The 18941-nt window shown below is 39.3% G+C and carries 11 protein-coding genes and 1 pseudogene; 7 read left to right on the forward strand and 5 right to left on the reverse strand.

The annotated features are described in order from the left end of the window. The first annotated feature begins 204 nt into the window (after window positions 1-204). The 5 genes and pseudogenes from JI667_RS18860 to JI667_RS18880 all read left to right on the forward strand — a co-directional run bounded on the left by JI667_RS18860 (window position 205) and on the right by JI667_RS18880 (window position 9043). Entirely contained in the window at window positions 205-2355 is a 2151-nt protein-coding gene (locus tag JI667_RS18860) for a GTPase (protein ID WP_206857834.1), read from the forward strand. 13 nt (window positions 2356-2368) lie between these two features. After that, on the forward strand, window positions 2369-4105 hold the full coding sequence (locus JI667_RS18865) for a GTPase (protein WP_206857837.1): 1737 nt from the start codon (window positions 2369-2371) through the stop codon (window positions 4103-4105). Between the two features lie 195 nt (window positions 4106-4300). Continuing rightward, window positions 4301-4645 (forward strand): annotated as a pseudogene (locus tag JI667_RS18870) (N-6 DNA methylase); the annotation flags it as partial. Further along, window positions 4635-5864, forward strand: a complete 1230-nt coding sequence (locus JI667_RS23215; protein WP_206857838.1) for a restriction endonuclease subunit S — start codon at window positions 4635-4637, stop codon at window positions 5862-5864. The pseudogene JI667_RS18870 and the gene JI667_RS23215, both read left to right, overlap by 11 nt. Before the next feature lie 23 nt (window positions 5865-5887). After that, the gene (locus JI667_RS18880; RefSeq protein WP_206857839.1) at window positions 5888-9043 is read left to right on the forward strand and encodes a type I restriction endonuclease subunit R; all 3156 of its coding nucleotides are present in this window, start codon (window positions 5888-5890) and stop codon (window positions 9041-9043) included. 119 nt (window positions 9044-9162) lie between these two features. Here the strand turns inward: JI667_RS18880 and JI667_RS18885 are convergent, their stop codons facing one another. Together JI667_RS18885 and JI667_RS18890 are read right to left on the reverse strand one after the other, a co-directional pair. Next, the gene (locus JI667_RS18885; RefSeq protein WP_206857840.1) at window positions 9163-11514 is read right to left on the reverse strand and encodes a cold shock domain-containing protein; all 2352 of its coding nucleotides are present in this window, start codon (window positions 11512-11514) and stop codon (window positions 9163-9165) included. Window positions 11515-12007: 493 nt separating this feature from the next. Next, on the reverse strand, window positions 12008-12322 hold the full coding sequence (locus tag JI667_RS18890) for a hypothetical protein (protein ID WP_061810470.1): 315 nt from the start codon (window positions 12320-12322) through the stop codon (window positions 12008-12010). A gap of 744 nt (window positions 12323-13066) precedes the next feature. Between JI667_RS18890 and JI667_RS18895 the strand changes: the two genes are divergently transcribed. Together JI667_RS18895 and JI667_RS18900 are read left to right on the forward strand one after the other, a co-directional pair. Next, complete coding sequence (locus tag JI667_RS18895; RefSeq protein WP_206857841.1) at window positions 13067-13510, forward strand: JAB domain-containing protein; 444 nt, start codon at window positions 13067-13069, stop codon at window positions 13508-13510. A gap of 251 nt (window positions 13511-13761) precedes the next feature. Continuing rightward, entirely contained in the window at window positions 13762-14265 is a 504-nt protein-coding gene (locus tag JI667_RS18900) for a hypothetical protein (RefSeq protein ID WP_206857843.1), read from the forward strand. A 577-nt stretch (window positions 14266-14842) separates the two neighbouring features. Here JI667_RS18900 and JI667_RS18905 read toward each other — a convergent pair. From JI667_RS18905 to JI667_RS18915, 3 genes are all read right to left on the reverse strand, one after another. After that, window positions 14843-15739: an HNH endonuclease gene (locus JI667_RS18905; RefSeq protein ID WP_206857844.1), complete on the reverse strand. Its 897-nt coding sequence runs from the start codon at window positions 15737-15739 to the stop codon at window positions 14843-14845. A gap of 111 nt (window positions 15740-15850) precedes the next feature. Beyond that, window positions 15851-17233: a hypothetical protein gene (locus JI667_RS18910; RefSeq protein ID WP_206857845.1), complete on the reverse strand. Its 1383-nt coding sequence runs from the start codon at window positions 17231-17233 to the stop codon at window positions 15851-15853. 12 nt (window positions 17234-17245) lie between these two features. Then, a complete protein-coding gene (locus tag JI667_RS18915) occupies window positions 17246-18910 on the reverse strand; it encodes a HEAT repeat domain-containing protein (RefSeq protein ID WP_206857847.1) in 1665 nt (554 codons plus the stop codon). Between the last annotated feature and the right edge of the window lie 31 nt (window positions 18911-18941).

Consider the following 18941-nt stretch of genomic DNA (forward strand, 5'->3'; position numbering starts at 1 on the left):
TTTGGAATAGAATCACGAAAAAAAACATAAGAAAACCCTCTACTTGTGTGTTCTATCAAAAACCATGGTTTTTGACAGGGTAATTTCTTTCAACTCCTTAAAATTAATTCAGTCAAATATTGTATAGATAGTAGAGACTATCCGATATAAACCTTATGTGTATGGTAAAATGGAAGAAAAATCTAATTACTTGAGGGGAAATTAATGACACAGAAAGTTATTGATAAAACATCGGACACACTTAAGGAATGTTCTACTGTAGCTAAAGAAGTATATAAAGAAAATATGAATTTCAAACATGAGCTTGAACATATATTAGTGGATCTTAAAGAAAAACTGAACGATACATCCAATTCCTTGAACTCAGATGCTGATTCAAAGAATTTCAATTTTTCCTATATGCTTGAAAATTTAGTTGATAATATTGGAAATCAGACAAGTAGTGGATTAAATGAACTAACAGATGCTCTAAATCAGAAGAAAAAGCATCTTAACTCTTTTACGCTTTCTTTATTTGGGAGAACCAAAGCAGGGAAGAGTACTATTCGTGAAGCGTTAACTGGAGGAACAGGCGAAACAATCGGGAAAGGTGCTCAGAGAACAACGAGGGATATTCTGCAATACGAGTGGAATGGATTAAGACTTCTCGATGTACCAGGTTTTGAGGCATTCAAGGGAGATGAAGATACTGATAAGGCACATAAGGTCCTTGATCAGTCAGACATGATCTTGTTTCTTACCTCCGACGACGCTGTTCAACCGGGAGAATTTAATGAAATGAGCAAGCTTCAAGAGCTGAACAAGTCTTTTATTGTAGTCATGAATGTGAAACATAATCTTTTAAACCCAGAGACAAGGAACCCTGATGAAAGAGAAATTCGCCGTTTTCTGAAGAAACCTGAAAAGATTTTCAACGTTGACCGACTGAGTGAGCATCGCAACCATATTCGGAGTTATGTAAAAAAACACTTGAATATCAATCATGTTGAAGTAATCTGGATTCATGCTCAATCCGCATTCTTGAGTACTCGAGAAGAGAGGGATGAAGTTTCAGAAAACCTCTGGGAAGCAAGCAGGTTAGATGAGGTCTATGACCGAATTCATAAGGAAGTCAACCGGAGTGGAAAACACAGACGGGCTCTTACCTTTTACGATAGTACCATTCACTTTGTCGATACTTTGAAAAAGATGCTATGGGAAGAGCAGAAAATCATTCGCTCCCAGGCCTTTTTAATGAGGGAAAAGAAAGAGGAACTAAGCAAGTTTTTTGATAAGTTTATCCCAGAAAGCAATAAGAGAATCGAACACCAGATACATAAACTGTATGCTCCTCTTCAACAATGGATTCCTTATTTTGTGGAAGAATATATCAGCAGAAAAGAAGCCCAATCTGTGCTTGAAAATGAACTTAAGGAAAAAAGCAAGCACATTGAAGCTAGTATGAATAATCACATGAAGGAAATTTACAGTGATCTTCAAAAACATTTGTCTGAATTTACAAGGCAGTATGAATATGATATGAAATCCATTCAGTTTGATCAGAGAAGTATGGGAGATTTCCGAAAAGGACAAATGGGTAAAATTGTTAAGTGGGGTGGCATTACTGTTGGAGCGATTTCAACAGCAGTTTTTATTGGGACAGCAAATATTTGGAATCCGGTCGGCTGGACCCTACTGGGGGTCAGTGCAGTAGCCGGAATCTTCAGTGGTCTTTTAAAAAATCATGAATCGAAGAAACTAACAAAAGCTAAAAGCGAAGCAAAGCAAAATCTGCTTGAGCACATAAAAAAAATGGAAAAGAAGACTATCGACGTCTATCAAGCTCATTTTAATAAAAATATTTCAAAAACGGAAAAAAATGAAATCATGACCAAGGTACAAAATTACGTTGGGGCTTTGTTTTTGGTGTCTGATCATTTGAAAGAGACAGCAGTAGAGTTGGACGGATTAATAGAGAAGATGAACCGGCATTTATTTACCCACTTGTTACAGTTTGAAGGTGTTATGTGTGAGCCAGCTCAGCTTGAAAACATTGCCAGAGAGCAGGGGATAGCCACTAAGATCCTTGTCCCTTCAGAATGGTATTTGGATGGATTCACCAAGACTCAGCTTGATAAAATTTGTGGAGAGCATATCACACTATTAAGTAATGAATCCGACACTCGAGGACTGGTGGCTAAAGCCCTCTATCCAGCAAAAATCAATGCGAATCAGGTCAAGATTATTTATAACAATGATCAAACGATTGCTCAGGTAACCATTCCTAATTCAGAAAAAGGTTTAGCTATTGGAAAGCATGGAATCAATGTACGTCTTGCGCAAAAGCTTTGTAATATGAAAATAGAAGTTATCTAAAGGAGTTATCATAATGGAAGAATTGGATTTTTCAAAACACACCCGCGAAATATATTTCCTTTTGGAAGAAGTGGTTAGCGTCCTCTCTGAATGGAAGGAAGACGAAATACAAGAAATAGCTTCTGAATTTAAGATTTTTCTGGAAGAGGAAAGACAACAAAAGAAACTTAGAATTGCATTTATTGGTCAATACAACGCGGGCAAATCATCTACAATTGCTTCATTGACAAAGGCGAAATTCGTACACAAAAAATATGAGACGATAGAGAACGAAAAGAAGCTTGTACAGGTCTATCAAGTTGGGAATAAAAGACTTAATGTCGGTGCTCAAATCATGACGGATGCTGCAGAAATGTATGAGTGGGAGAACGTAGAAATCATTGATACGCCGGGTATATATGCCGGCCGCACAGATCACGATGAAAAAACATTGGACCAAATTTCAAAATCCGATTTATTGGTGTTTGTTGTATCCAATGAACTTTTTAATCCTCAAGGAGGGGCACTTTTCAGGAAATTGCTTTTTGATATGCAACGGAGCGGACAAATGATGTTGGTAATCAACAAGATGAGCCGGGAAGTAGGAACGCCTGAAATTCTAGAAAAAACGATCCTGGAAGTAATTGACCCGTATCATCCAAGTGATTTCTATACCTCATTTATTGACGCCAACTATTATCTTGAGGCGCAACTAGAAGAGGAAGACTTGGAAGAAAAGGAATATCTCGAGGAAAAGTCAAATTTCAACAGCTTTATAGCATCTTTGGAAAGACTGATTGCGGCGAATCAGATGACGGCAAGACTAGTGACTCCACTGCACAGGGGGGCTGAGGTACTTGAAAAATCACTAAACCATTTGGGTACGGACAATAAAGGGGAGAGGGATCTTCTCGAACTTTTAAGAAGAAAAGCAAGTCTGATTCGTTCTGCGAAGATTCGCCTCCATAATAATATCCAAGGCGAATTAAATGTATTGGAGCATCAAGTTGTCATGGCTGGAGAACAGGTAGCTGGAAAGGTAGACGGGCAGCATGGCACAGACGAAATTAATCATGCTTTACAGGAAACAGAACGGACGATTCAAAAAGAGTCCATGAAAACCCTGGAAAAAGTTCAAGATTCAATAGAAAAGGAGTTGGAACTACTACAGGAAGAACTAGCGAATCTCCAAGACTCCTCTTTAGGAAAAGAAACCCTTGAATTGTTTTTTGCAAAAGGAGCTAAGGGACCTTCAGTTTCAGAACGGAACATATCAGAAAGAAAGAAAACCCACTCTATTGTAGGAAAGACGCCGGATGCCCTTCAACAGTTGGGGAAATTCGCGGGTGAGGTGTCTAAGGATACCATTGTTGAGGTGGTAAAGAAATTTGGAGTGAAGTTTAAACCATGGGGGGCAACTAAGCTAACCAAATTTGTCAATAAGCTTGGTCCAATCATCTCAATAGTAGGGGTTGTCCTAGACGTATTTTTTGCAGCCAAAGAGGAATATGATGAGACCAAGCATGAGCAGCAACTACGGGAAGCACGCGCGGATCTACGTTTTGAATTTCGTAAGGTCGCAAAGGAAATTCGAGTAGAATTTGAAAAAAATATTGAAGAAGTAATCATGCCATTTTTTAATAATGAGCTAATAATAATCGAACAACAGCAGGAACAAATTCGTCAATCAGAAGCATCCAAAGAACAGTCCTTTTCACAAATGGAAATCTTACTGAAAAGGATACGAGAAAAGATCTCAACAATAGGATAAACACTAGGATCGTTATTCAAGTAAGGTGAATCAAGAAATCTTTATAGATTTGTTCTTGATTCACCATTTTTTTTAACTTCAAAAATATTGATTTTATAGAGAATAACGCTTATTACAATCCATTGAAGTTTTTAAACATCTCTTTCTCTTACTGATTAAAACCATATTTAACTATATATTAAAAGTACTAAAATTGAGTTTATCAAAGGAAAGAATCAAAATAAACTGTCGAAAGAAAATCTAGATAAGATTGTGGAAACGTATCGAAATCGAAAGAATGTGGAGAAGTATGCCCACGTGGCGAGCTTTGAGGAAATCAAAGAGAATGAGTTCAACTTGAATATCCCTCGATACGTCGATACGTTTGAGGAAGAAGAAGCTGTAGATATGGGGGCGATTGGAGCAAGTATTAAAGACATTCGTAAAGAAAAAGCAGTATTGGAATCTAACCTATATGACATGATTTCGTCACTTCAATACAGTGAAGAAAACGCAGAATGGATCAAGGGTGCATTAGAGGTGTTTAATCGTGAAAAGTAAAATAGAACCAGAAGTTCGATTTCCTGAATTCAGAGGAGATTGGGAGCTACGTAAATTTAAGGATTTTATTTCTAAGGCTGGGAAGAAAAATACAGCAGGTGAAAGTTACTTAGCTTATTCCGTAAGCAATAAATCGGGGTTAATCAAACAATCAGAACAATTCGATGGAAGTCGCCTAGATGACCTTGACAAAACATCTTATAAATTAGTTAATCATGGAGATTTTGCATATAATCCGGCTAGAATCAATGTTGGTTCTATAGCGTTCAATAATCTTGATAACACTGTAATAGTAAGCTCACTCTATGTAGTGATAAAAATGAGCGATAAACTGGATAATGAATTTATTCTACAGTTCATTAAATCACCAAATTTCAATAAAGAGGTAAGAAGAAATACAGAGGGGAGCGTAAGAGAGTATTTATTCTTTGAAAACTTTAAAAACATTAAATTTCCGTATACCTCTAATAAAGAAGAACAGATTAAAATAGGTGAATTTCTCAAAAAAATAGACGATACAATCGCTCTTCATCAGCAAGAACTAGCCACTCTCAAACAAACCAAACAAGGATTCTTGGAAAAGATGTTTCCGAAAGAAGGGGAGTCTGTACCGGATGTTCGCTTCCCTGGATTTACTGAAAATTGGGTGATTCGTAAATTAGGTGATATGTCTGCAAGTTTCCAATATGGTCTTAATGTAAGTTCAACAGAATTCGATGGGGAAAATAAGTACATTCGGATTACTGATATTAACGATGATTCTCGAGAATTCTCAAAGGAAAATTTGACATCACCAAATGTTGATTTAACGTTAGCTGAAAATTATTTGCTTAATCAAGGAGATCTCCTTTTTGCTAGGACAGGTGCAAGTGTTGGGAAATCCTATATGTATGAAAATAAGGATGGAAAAGTATATTATGCAGGATTCTTGATTAAAGCAAGAATTAAACCTGAATATGATTATGGATTTATTTATCAAAACACACTTACTTCTAAATATAGAAAATTTATTAATATAACATCACAAAGGTCTGGACAGCCTGGTGTCAATGCTCAGGAATATGCTGATTTTCCAATTATGGTGCCGGATAGTAAAGAAGAACAAGTGAAAATCAGCTGCTTTTTAAAAGGATTAGATGATACTATTGCCCTCCGCCAGCGAGAAGTAGATGCCTTGAAAGCAACGAAAAAAGCATTCCTGCAAAAGATGTTTGTTTAAGTGAATGGAAAAGGGGGAGAAACATGACTAAGATCGCACATAATGATGAACTAGCAGTGGAACGACGATTGATCGAAGTGCTCGGGGAAGGGCATAATCAGTGGAATTATCGTCCGGACTTGAAGTCGGAAGAGGACCTTTGGAAGAACTTACGGAAAATCATTACACGAAATAACTTATCCGAAATTGGGGAATATCCCCTTACGGATAAAGAATTTGATGCAATTAGAAACGAATTGCTATCGAAAACACAGACACCCTTTGACGCTGCTAGATGGCTGAAGGGGGAAAATGGAATTGCCCGCATCACGATTGAACGTGAAGATGTATCTCTGGGTTCCATGTCATTGGTCCTATATTCGAATCAGGATATTGGTGGCGGCATCTCTACATACGAAGTTGTTCATCAGGTTGCGAAACAAAAGGCACAAGATGATGGTCGTGATCGCCGATTTGATGTGACCCTATTAATCAATGGGCTTCCGATTGTTCAGATTGAATTGAAACAGGTCAGTGCCAAAGACGGCGTATTTCAGGCCTACAATCAAATCAAGAAATACGCAGAGGAAGGATTGTTTCGGAATAACATTTTTTCCACGCTTCAGCTCTTTGTGATCTCAAATGAACAGACTACGCGCTACTTTGCGAATGGGATGCCAAAAGACATGCACAAGAAATTCGTGTTTAGCTGGCGCACGACAGATAATCGAAAAGTAGAGAATCTGTATGAATTTGTTAAACAAGTCTTAAATATCCCGGATGCTCATCGACTGATTGCAAATTATACAATCGTCAGTGAAGATCAGGATAATAAAGCATTAATGGTCTTGCATCCGTATCAAATCCACGCGATTGAAGCCCTATTCACATCAGCAATGAGGCACGAGTCTGGATTTGTATGGCATGCGACGGGTTCAGGGAAAACACTCACAAGCTTTGTGTCGACGAAGCTATTAGCCCGGAAACCCGGTGTCGATCGCACCATTATGATCATTGACCGGAAAGATTTGGACAACCAGACCACAACAGAGTTCACCAAGTTCGCCTCCGAGTTCAATACGGGTATTTCATCCGGGACGGCGAAGTCCAACAGCTTAATTGTAGGTACAGAGAGTTCGAAAAAGTTAAGTGAGACGCTCCTATCTGACAGCAATTCTAATACCGTCATTATCACGACGCGCCAAAAGCTGGAGGCTGCTTTGCGCTTTGCTCAAAAACAGGAAGAAAGGAACGGATCTCAACGTTTTAAGAAGTTGATCGGTCAGCATATTGTGTTTGTGGTGGATGAATGCCACCGGGCGTTAAGTGCAGAAGGAATGGAAGCCATTAAAGAATTCTTCCCGAACTCAACATGGTTTGGATTCACCGGTACGCCGATATTTAATGAAAATAAAAAACAGGCGAAGGGTCAATTGGCTCGGACCACTCGTGACCAATATGGCGAAATTCTTCATACGTATACCATTAAAAACGCCTTAGAGGATGGTTCGGTTTTGGGATTCCAAGTCGAACACGAAGATACGATTGAATCCACTTCCTTATACAATTATATCTTTGAACAACTGCGTCTAAATGAAAAATATGCAGAGTGCACGGACGATGAGCTTAACGAAATGATTGATGGGATGGATGGGATAGAGAAAGAAACCTATATTCCGAACGCTTCGTTTGAAAGTGAAGAACATATTCATAAGGTTATCAATAAAATCTTCCGGCCGGATAACGCCTACATGAAATTTGATTTTGAAAATGGCCGTCCGCAAAAATCCGCCATTTTAACCACAAGTTCCATTGATATGGCCAAGCGATATTATCATGCGATTAAAGAAATGACAAAAGATCCTGAATGGATAAAAAATGAATTTGCGGGTCATCCCATACGGAAAGGCCGCACGATAGAAGACCCTGACTTCCCTCGAATTGCGATCACCTATTCGTTACAGGAAAATGAGGAAACCTCAAAAGAGACGCAAGATGAAATGAAACAAATCATCAAAGAGTACAATGGTTACTATGATACAGCCTGGTCGATTGAAGATATCGAACGATACAATGGGGATATCAATAACCGCCTGGCCCGTAAAAAAGCAGAATTCAAGGAGTTTGGGAAGCATATCGACCTTGTGATCGTTGTGGATCGTTTATTGACGGGGTTTGATGCCCCGACCATCCAAACGTTATTTGTTGATCGGAACTTAAGCTATGCAAACCTTATTCAAGCGTTCTCTCGTACGAATCGAACCTATCCTGGTAAATCGAAGGGATTGATCGTCACATTCCGAAAACCTTCCACCATGGAACGGAACGTGCAGGATGCGACGAAATTATACTCGAATGAAAACGATGAATCGAAGCTGGTATATCCATCGTATGACGCATCCAAAAAACGCTTTAAAAAGGCACACAAATCATTGCAAACGTTAGTACCAAACCCTACCGATATTGATGAGCATTCTTCCCTTGAAAAACGAATCGAATTCGTAAAAGCCTTTCAAGAGCTGAATAATGCGTTCGAAGCGTTGGTGACCTATGATGATTACAACGATGAGATGGAGAAATCAAAGGCCCTTCAAGAACAGGTGAAGACCTTGGAAGAATATATTGGGGTGTACAACACGGTGAAAGGATCACTCGTGGAAGAAGGTGGCGATGGAGAGAACCCTGATTTTTCGGGTATTGAGTTCTATGGGGAAAATGCGATTAAGATCTATGATATAGACTCTACCTATATAGACCGTTTACTGGAAACGTATTCAGCCAATAATCAGGGAATTCGTGATGAGATTGAAAAAGCCCTTCAAAAGTTGAATAAATCAGATATCGTGAAAAACGTGTACAATACCATTTTAAATGGTATTGATGCAGAAGAGATTGATATTAAAGAAGATATCTTTGCAGTGAAGAGGCGCTTCTTTACCCAATCCTATCATAAAGCGATTGAAGATTTTGCGAACACTTGGTTTGTGGAAGAAAATGAGCTGCACTCCTCTGCCGTTCAATATGAGATCGGCTCAGATCCAATCCCAAACATCGGCGGCATCATCAACAGTAAGCAATTTGATCAATATAAAGCCGTACACCCAGACGCAAAGCCATTAAAATACGGACCAGAAATGAAGCGTCAATGGAGAAAAACCTTAGATGAAGTCATTGTTCCTTTAGGAGACGAATTAAGATAGTTTTAGGATTTGATCATCTGAAAGCTTCATAATTTTCTAGCTGAATAATACGCAATACAAAGAAGGACAGCTGTATAAATTAGCTGTCCTTCTTTGTATGTTCAAGTAAATGCATGTTATCAACTATCCCAGTCAAACATACAGTTTGTGCAAATGTCATTAGCAACTACCCCTCCGCAGATGTCACAACGGTAGGACTGACTGAAACTTGGGGTTGCAGCGTAATGGGTGCCTGATGTTGCAACAGAATCTAAAAATTCATCCTCAGTAATCGTTTGCCATGGTAGATCGTCTAGTTCAATCTCAGTAACAGTGTGCGGCTTTAGAATATGAGATTTACTCTCAGGTGCAGGAAGCCAAGGGTGATTGTCTAATTGAATCTCAGAAACAGTTGGCCCCGGAAAGGTGACTGCTTCACTCTCAGTATTAGGTAGCCATGGTAGATCGTTTAATTCGATCTCATTAACGAAGGATTGCCTGTCTCTATTCAGGAATGGTACATAATTCCTTGTTTTAACCGGTAGCCTATTGGTAGGTTTTTTTTTTGTTTTCCTTCCTTTTAAATAAATATGATGGTTACAAGTTGAATCACTGCATACACTAACATCCTCGTTCTCAGTTAGGTTGAGCATCTTTTCTTTTCCGCATTTCGGACAAATGTCACCCGGGGTGAATGGGGGAGCATGATGAAAAGGATCTTCCTCACTAAAACTCACTCTTGAATACTTCGGGATATCTCCGCACAGGATGCAGATATAATACCTGTCAAATTTGTTAGAGCTTTCTCTGCTGTCGATGATGTGGCTGCAATCTTTATTCGAACAGTGGTTAAAATAAACGCCAGTACCGTGTCCGTCCGGACAACGAGCCACAGTACTATTGTAACCAGCAGGATTAAACGCATATTTCTTATCTGGGATAAGCGTTTTTCCACAATGCTCACATTTCATTCGTTCCCTGATTTCATTTAAGCGATTCACCCACCCAGCAATTTTCAGCAGGTAAGTATCATTGCGATTAAGGCTATTAGAAGTAGGATTAACGCCAAGCGATTCAAAAAAATCCGTCAATGTCCATTTTTCCCAGCTAATGTCCGGCAAGCCGTTAATGTGTGCTCCTCTTAAACTCTGGTTGGTGTTTACGACGCAGGGGCCGTGCTGTCTTGGACAATAGGCTATTTCCTGCCCTTTTTCATTGGTTTTCCAGCCACCTTCTCTGGTTGGCCATCTTCTTGCTTCACAATATTGCACATTCGACAAGACTGAACAGCCTGGCAGTATCGGACCAAGATCCAAAGGTTCAGTTGATTTCCAAGCGGCCTCGGTGATATATTCCGTTATCCAATGATGGACTTGCCCTAACGGGGCGGATCTTCCGAGCTTTTTTCCCAACAATAACAATACGGCTTTGACAAGTAAATCTTTTTCCGTATGAAGATAATCGCTAATCCCTAAATTCTGATTTTCTTTTGCAGCCCGGAATACGGCTCTGATTTTGGCATCACGTTTCATTAAGTCCCAAAACTCATTTATTAACGACCATCCAATGTTCACTTGTTCTATGTTGCTTAAAAAAGGAAATATCCTTTTATCTCTTTTTAGACCATCGGGCATCATTTCATGAGTTCGAGCGTTTTTCGCTGTTTCTACCACTTTATCAAAAGTTAAGTTGTATTCTTCTCTTTTTGTGGATGAATTGAGTCGTCTCAATAAAATGGAATACTTCTTATGATAAGGTACATAACTCCAGATCTCTTGATCTGTTATTAAAGTAAATGGAAGACTGTCCCAAATGTCTTTTTTGTAATCGTCCGAACACCATTCAATTTCTCCCCCTTCGTGTGAAGGGAGTTCATACCATTTATTTTGAAAAGAATGAATATAACGAGAATGATTTTTTAATTTGACGCTGACCTTCTCTTTTAACTCCATTTTTGTAGATTCATCATTCGATTGAGAATAGAGGATTGACATGATTTTTAAAGATCGCTCAACCGGCAAAAACTCAATTAAGTATTGATAATCAAGAAAAACCTGATCGGGGATGTTTTTCACTAATCCAGTAAGATCATAGCCATTTTCACGTGCTTCTGTAAACTTTTTGAATAAAAATTCTATTGTATCACTGTCAGAAGTTGTTATTTGTTCAACCATCTGGAAAATGGCTTGGATCCAAATTTGCAAATGTTCACTCTTTGCACAAACCTGTAAATCCTCTGATTGAGTAAAATCTGGCTGTCTTACCTTGATTGCTTCGTTTTTACCAGATTTCCTATTCTGTCGTACTTCAAAAACCACCACTGTCCGTTCATTTAGCTCATCAGGGCTACAAAGCAAGTTTGTTTCATGGATAAAAAGATCTTCTTTCGGCCTGCTTCTTTCTAAAAAACCAAATTTATTTTCTTTTTCTTTTTGTGCATTATATCCGCCGTACCATTTAATAAGTCCTACTTCCAATGTATGTGTATCCATTTTTCATGATCTCCTTAAAATATAAGCTTCTATAGTTTACTGTCTCGTGTTTTACGATAGAGGACTGTATTCGATTCACATAATATTTAATTATATTTTTTCGTACCTAATCTATTTATCGGCGGTAACAACTGCTTTCTATACTGTTTAGATAAGTATTAAAGGATTATTGAGAAGCTCTATTTTGGGAAGGAGATAACTAGGGGAAAAGAGTGACTTTGCCTGATGAAATAAAAGAGGGAATCTCTAAATTAACATATGTTAAAAACAACAATGAAATATACATTATAATTATTGTTATTCATTTCATGTTGTTTCACTACGGTTGTTTCCACATGTGATAGGCTAATCAGATTTTTCTTGGTTGAAAGGTTGAAAAAAGATGGGCATTTTTATTAAACACCCAACTTAATAAACGACTTTTTGTAAAAATAAAAATTATCGTATTACTTTTCAACTGAAACATTGAAAATGAAAGTTAATATGATGAAAGTTATTTCTTAGGTGCTTTTTGACTTGGTTTTATCCTTAACCTATAACCAGACTTTATCAAACGATGAAGTTTGTCCGAAGCTTTCCCATTAATCACAGACACCACATACGAATGATCGACAGGCTCGCCGTTTTGTTGAATCATACCTGCTGCAGTTCCCTTTTTAATGATTTCTTTCATGCTATTGGTAGTCGCATATTCTTTAATGATCCACGAATCCAGTGAGTTCACTTCGTAAGATTCCACGAGGTCAATATATTCCTGCAGGCGAGTAATTTCTTCCTCTGCTTTTTTCACTGTTATTAATTTTACCACTTTTCTTCCACTCCCTCATTTTGAGATTCCATTTATAAAGTTAAATTCGACATTCTTATTAAACTTCCTATGTAATTTTTAATCATTTTCCATTTTGTTGAAATCGTCTGTTTCTCCTAGAGAAACGTCGCCTTGCTTCAGGCATCGAACCTTCGCAAGACGATGGCTTTTGGCTACGCCTGCATGCCATACGCCCTTCATCTGTCGATTTCTTCAGGGAAATCCCCTTATCTGAAGGGCTTCTGAAAGAAACGGACGGTTTTATGGGGGCATCGAACCCCCATAAAATTGACTGCATCTCGCTTACGCATCGATCCAGTTTGCTCTTTTTCTCCCCCTGCTTGTGCAGAGGGGAAAAAATCGCATTCGAGTAACGACTTCGGGCATCGAGCCCTTGTCGTCAGGCGTCTGCCCCTTTCGGGTCTTTTTAGACGCCAGGGGGTGAAGTGTTCTTCTCCTTCCTTCGTTCTCTTCAGTGTAACAACTTCGCTTATGACAGGGGGAAGGGCGGGCGCCAGGGGAAAGAAATCGGTCAAGCCAAGTCGGCTAAGGGACCATAAGAAAGGAAAGGGCCCTTTCTAACGGTCCCTAAGTCATTGGGCTTCCCTCGATTTCTAACGCCAAATCCCGTCAAGCATGGGATTTGGCTACCCCTGGCTGGCAAGCGCGCTTCTTCGTGAGCGCGCCCTTCCCCCAGTTTGCGCGAATTGTTCTGGTTCTTTCAAACGAAAGGAGAGATGAACAATGGAAAAAGTATATGAAGTGGTAAGCATCAAACAAGTCATCAAGGAAGTGGAAGCTACAGACACATTTGTGGTGCGATCGCCACAGGATGCGGCTTATGTCGCGGCGCACTTTATCGGTGATGATGACCGGGAGGTACTATTTGTGATGTGTCTCAATACGAAAAACCGCATCGTGGCGGTGCATCGCTGCCATGTGGGAGGACTGAATGCCAGCATCGTGATGCCAAGAGAGGTGTTCAAGTCTGCGATTTTAAACAATAGTGCTTCCATCATTGTCAGCCATCAACATCCGAGCCAAGACGTGACTCCCTCAAGGGAAGACATCGATGTAACCAGGAGACTGGTTGAGTGTGGGAGGATCTTAGGCATAGACGTTCTGGATCACGTCATTGTCAATGCGAGCGCTGAATTCTACAGCATGAAAGAAAAAGGTCACTTATAAAGGAAAGGGGGGCTTCCTCCCTTTTTTTGAAGAGATTTCTAAGGCCCCTCTCTTTGTATATAGACTTACATTTATAGAAAATTTATAAAACATCATTAACCATAACATATATGTCATGGTTAATGATGTTTTCAATAATATTTTTTTGGTCTGAAATAAAAGGGGATTTTCTTCTTTTGGAAGTCATTCAGGTATACTATGTATACAAAGTGTGATATGGTGTGTATACAAAGTATACAGGAGGGTGAATCATGAAAAACGCAACTCGTCGAATACTTGAGACATTCCCTACGTTTAATGATGAAATGCACACTTATGAAAATAGGAAGCAAGCCCATGAAGCGTTGACGGGAATGGATGAGGTTCAAGCAACATTTTTACAGCTGGCGTGGTTTTTTGAAGATCCCGACAATGAAACGTTTGATATTGGTTTGCTGTATCGTCACCTTGATAACGAGTGGCTGGAATTTGCCTTAGAATTGATCACGGAATACTTTCAGAAGGATACGTATTTGATTCAGAAACCAACGTATTCCTTGATTCGAGAGGGTGCGGATTATAAAAGCATGAGTCAGTTTGCCGACTACTTAAGCGAACAAGGGCTTCGGTATGATCGTCAGAAGTTAAATCTATATTTGGAACGAGGGAAGGTCCCACAGCCTGATCTAGTCGTAGGTGGGATCAAGTATTGGTCCAAGGAGACCGTACAGAACTACGAAGAACAGGAGAAGATTCGAGTGGGTCAGGCACAATAGTAGTAACCACGTATAATGCTAAGGGGAATTTGGAACGGAACGGAGGATTTACAGTGACGCTCTCTGACATCAACAAACGATATGAAGAGATTATGTTTTCGGATGAGTCGTAGCAGATGAAGACAACGAAATTATCCCGTCTAATGACGGAAATGGAAGGGCAGTTTTCGATTCCTATGCTAAGAGACGAAGAGTGGGAAACAGGAAAGATAAATTGATTACACTATAAAGGTAGAAGGTGATACATTGCTTTGTCATTATTGCGGCAAAAATTTCCCGAATGGTTTTGAAGTGCGTTGGGGAAACAATCATTATTTGAATTACTACTGCATGAAGTGTTTGCCTGAAGTAGAATCAAACATGAATGGTTCTTATCTTTATAAAGGTCATACTTTTAAAACGGTAGAACAATAATTAAGTGTTTGAAGAAGGCTCTGTATTATATCGAAGAAAATAGTATTTATATATAAGACAACATTAACAATGACAAATGTATTATTGTTAATGTTGTCTCTTTGATTGATTAAATATTTAACCTGATTTTGGGGGTGTTTTTGATGTGAGGTCAAACAAACTTCTATCGATACTCGCTCCCACCCCCCCAAAGTGTTCGTCCACCTGTGTGACCCGTATCCTGGTGAACATCTTCATTTACAAGTTGAAGAACTCCTAATTCCTCGGAATGGTGCCAAACATATCCCTCTGGGGTTTTATTGTGCGAGAGGGCTTCTACATCATTTGCATTCAGACCAAGTTTATCAACTAGACTTGGATCTTGTAGGATCGATTGATACAATGTATCATTCGCTATACCGAAATGAGTGTAATCATCTGCTAAATATACGTCTTCAGCCAACATCACACTAAAATCAGATTCAAATACAGGAAAGGTACCCTCCACCACTTCACCGTTAGGAAGTTCAATTACCTTCGCTTCAAAAGGTACATGGGTATCAGCGTGTTCGAATCCGTTCAAGTGGTCATTCCTTGTTTCAATTCCATCTGCCTCAGCAATATCAACTCCATCTACCAGATCGACGATCCCTACTGCGAAGGTGGTCACCGCAGCCACTTTCCCTAGATTTTTCAAACCCTCCATCATTTGCTCTTTATTATGGCTTCTGAACCCACTGTAGGCCATTCCGGTACTCTTCACGGTATACTTAATACTAGAGCCAATCCCCTTTACTGTCCGTCCTGTAGAATCCTTTATGTCATGCCATCCTTGTTGCTTTGAGTGTTCGTCTTTTTTTACGAGTCCATAGCCAGCTCTAATGGCACCATCCGTGAACTGTCCACCACTTTCAAGAGTTCTTTTTGAAGCATTGATGATACTGAATCCTAAATCCCCTACATACTTACCTGCATTCTCGTGTTTAGATGAGACAGCTTTACTAATGAGAGTGACTCCCGTTTTAGCCGCCCCTCCTACCAGTACATTGGTTGTTTTAGCAAGACCTCTGAATATGACCATGTTTTACACTCTCCCCTTGTTTCAATTAATAAATTATCAAAGTGAAGAAATGGAGAGGGGGAGGAGTCCCCGTTCTCCCCTTCTCCAAAAAGATCATTGAGTGAATGAAGGTTAATTTCGTGTTGGTTTGTTATCGAATTCAACAAAGTCCTCAATATCCTGTTCATCAAAGCCGAATAATAAGTCGTCCTCTTTATTAGAACGGCTTTTACCGTTATCACGATTAACTGGCATGCTGTTCAATTTCTCAAATAATTCATTCCGTTCGCTTTCAACGATGGCCAAGTCAGCCTCTCTACTATTCAAAGCTTCCTTTGTCTTCTCGAGTTGTGAGGACAGTTCATTGCTACTAGAGCGCTCTTGCTCAAGAATACGCTGCAATTCTTGGATTTGATTTTCTAGAAATCTTGTATTCTCCTCATGAGTATCTTGTATATGAAGAGATTTTTTATTGAACTCTTTTGTGAGTTCTTTGGTTACTTTTTGAGTGATGGAAGCTGTATCTTTTTCTAACGTCTTGACTTTTCGATTTAAAATAGAATTTTCTTGCTCGATCTCCTCTTTTTCTTTTCGGACTTCCCCTAACAGACCACCCAGGCGGCCCACTTCTTTTTGTTGAAGGTCAAGCTTCGCATTTTGTGAATCCACTGACTTCGCCAGTGCTCGGTTGTCTTTTGATAACGATTTTATTTTTGAATCTCGTGATTTCAGGGTTGCGGTCAGCTCGTCTACTTGTCGTTGTAGATTTACGACTTGTTCTTTTTCAACCTCATACATCTCTTTAAATTCTTCTACCTCTTCTAAGCCTGAAACATGGCTAGAGACACTTAATATCATCTTGGCTGCCATCTTAAGGGTATCTTCTGGTGAACGGTTACCCAATGCCTTTTCCTCCAGTTCTTCTTCCAATGTGAATGCTTCCTCAAGTGCAGGCTCATTGATTTCATCCCAATTAATATCAAATTCTTCCATTTTGATCCCCGTTTCGCGATAGAAATGTATAACATGATTCGGCTCATTCAGCAGGGGTTTGATTAATTCCTTCAATTCTCCATTTTTGTAGAATCTAAGGGTGTTGATAGCAGCAAATATGGGCATGTCCTCATCTTTCACTAGTTCCTCAATTTCCTTCTGCCAGTCTTCCAATGTGAAGTCCACATAATCATCATCAAAGTAATAATTAATCGTTTTATTCAGGATGTTTTCCCACATATTTGCCAAAAAATTATAATAATCATAGCTTTCTAATAAGTGGGGGGAGACCAATGCAATCAACTCTTTTTGCGTATATTGTTTCATCTTGAGGGATTGGGTAGTGATCCCCGATTTTTTAAGCAACTTAGTCTCGTCAGATAAAGAGTATTCAAGTGCTCCGTCACTTTCGCAACTATGCATTAAAGCAGCATCTAAATAACGGCTCTCTACTCCTTCTACTTCAATGTAAGGAAATCGTTTTGGTTTACTTCCATTTCTTTTTCTTGTTTTACCAGCCACCTGACATTCCCCCTATACTGACTCCCGGATTGTTGAAATTCGTCCCTTTTCTTTTCTCATGTTATCAATTATTTGATCAAGTTCCCTTACCACGCGAGGATTCGTTTCCTCCTGCTTGGCTTGGTAAAGAACATCTTGCGATAAGACCTCACGTTTTTTATTTACGTGTTTTCCGATCAGTCGATAGATTTCCAACTTTAATGCAGGGATTGGATTTTGGTTCAGTTTTTTCTGTAGGATCGGTCCAACCTCTCTAGGGAGCATATTCGCGTTTTGTAAAGCTGATACAAGAAGGATGGCCTTATCATCCGGACATGTAAGCATTTTTTCAGCCATTTTGACAATCAATGTGAATGACATTGTAGGTAAATGCTTTTGGAGAACATATTGCTCCCCTTCTTCCCCGTGAATCAAAATATCTACAAATTTATCAAATGCTTCCTGGTCTCCTAAGCGTACCAAGCAGTTAAGGGCATCTAAATAAAGTCGGTTTCTCTTTTCATTCAAATAGGGCTTTACAATGGGAATCAAGCTCTTGTCAGCATCTGAGAGATAGGACAAAGCTCTTAGACATTCTTGTTTCATCCTGATATCAGGTGTTGTCTGTAATTCTTTTATCAATACCGGTAGGACTGCAAGGTCTCTTGTGTGACTGAGCCCCCGGATGATGCTTACTCTTTTAGCCGGATACTTTTTAAATGCTTCAACCAGTAAGTTTTTGGAGAATGGCATTTTCAACGCACCAAGAGTAATACATATAGGGGTGAGTTTCATATCATCGGTTTCTGTTTTTAAGACCTCAGAAAGTACCGGTATTGCATCTTCCTTAAAAGAACGTAGGGCCCTAGTCAAAATAGGACGGACCGATTTCTTTTGATTATTTACATATGCGTTAAAAACGGGCTTGACTGCTTCTGGACCAAAATCTGCAAAACGAGGAGCTAGATGGATAGCTTGGTCGATAAGATCATTACGCTTCCCGTCTAAATTCATGATTAATTGAATAAGAGGATCAACGCTATTAATATCCCGAATTTTCAGCAGAGATTCCATCCCTATTGAAAAGAAATCAGGTGTTACCATGTGTTTCAGTATGGAAGGTACCGCCTCGCTTTCTCGAACGGCCCCAGCTCCCATAATGGATAGCGCAATGTGCTGTGAACTGTTGGCTTTCTCCAAAACAGCTTTCAAGATTTTGCGGCCCTTATAACTTCTTGCTGTCAGGCGACTTAATAAATGAACAAGTTCATTTTTTCGTGGTTCATCTGAAATGTCGAATTTACGACATTCTCTAAAGATAACTGTAATCGCCTTTTCTCCAAACTTTTCTACTTCTTTTGAAGCGTCTCTTCGCATTTGAACATCCTCGTTGTATGCCATCACCTCCAATGCTTTCAAAATCTCCCTGTATTCTCGTTCATCCATGTCTTGGTCTAAGTTCTCAAATGAAATGTCCACATAGCCTATTCGTCCAAGGTAAACGACTTCTACTAATTTCTCGTTTCCATCTTCTTGTGATGGCCCGGATAACGACGAAAAAAAGTCATCATCTATTCCATCACTCTCCTCTTCTTTTTCCGCCTGTCTCAGCAATTCTTCTTGAATTTGCTCCTCATCTTCTTTACTAAAAACGTCCTTCTCATATAACAATTCGCTTTTTGGAAGTTCTTTTTTCATTTCTGTTAGTTTTTGCAGGATACTTGCCGAC

The organism is Bacillus sp. NTK074B (assembly GCF_017303375.1).
Classification (GTDB): domain Bacteria; phylum Bacillota; class Bacilli; order Bacillales; family Bacillaceae_B; genus Rossellomorea.

Excerpts from the sequence above, each read along its gene's own strand:
- JI667_RS18860 (WP_206857834.1), top strand. The coding sequence starts at position 205 with ATGACACAGAAAGTTATTGATAAAACATCGGACACACTTAAGGAATGT.
- JI667_RS18865 (WP_206857837.1), top strand. The coding sequence starts at position 2,369 with ATGGAAGAATTGGATTTTTCAAAACACACCCGCGAAATATATTTCCTT.
- JI667_RS18880 (WP_206857839.1), top strand. The coding sequence starts at position 5,888 with ATGACTAAGATCGCACATAATGATGAACTAGCAGTGGAACGACGATTG.
- JI667_RS18885 (WP_206857840.1), bottom strand. The coding sequence starts at position 11,514 with ATGGATACACATACATTGGAAGTAGGACTTATTAAATGGTACGGCGGA.
- JI667_RS18895 (WP_206857841.1), top strand. The coding sequence starts at position 13,067 with ATGGAAAAAGTATATGAAGTGGTAAGCATCAAACAAGTCATCAAGGAA.
- JI667_RS18900 (WP_206857843.1), top strand. The coding sequence starts at position 13,762 with ATGAAAAACGCAACTCGTCGAATACTTGAGACATTCCCTACGTTTAAT.
- JI667_RS18905 (WP_206857844.1), bottom strand. The coding sequence starts at position 15,739 with ATGGTCATATTCAGAGGTCTTGCTAAAACAACCAATGTACTGGTAGGA.
- JI667_RS18915 (WP_206857847.1), bottom strand. The coding sequence starts at position 18,910 with ATGAAAAAAGAACTTCCAAAAAGCGAATTGTTATATGAGAAGGACGTT.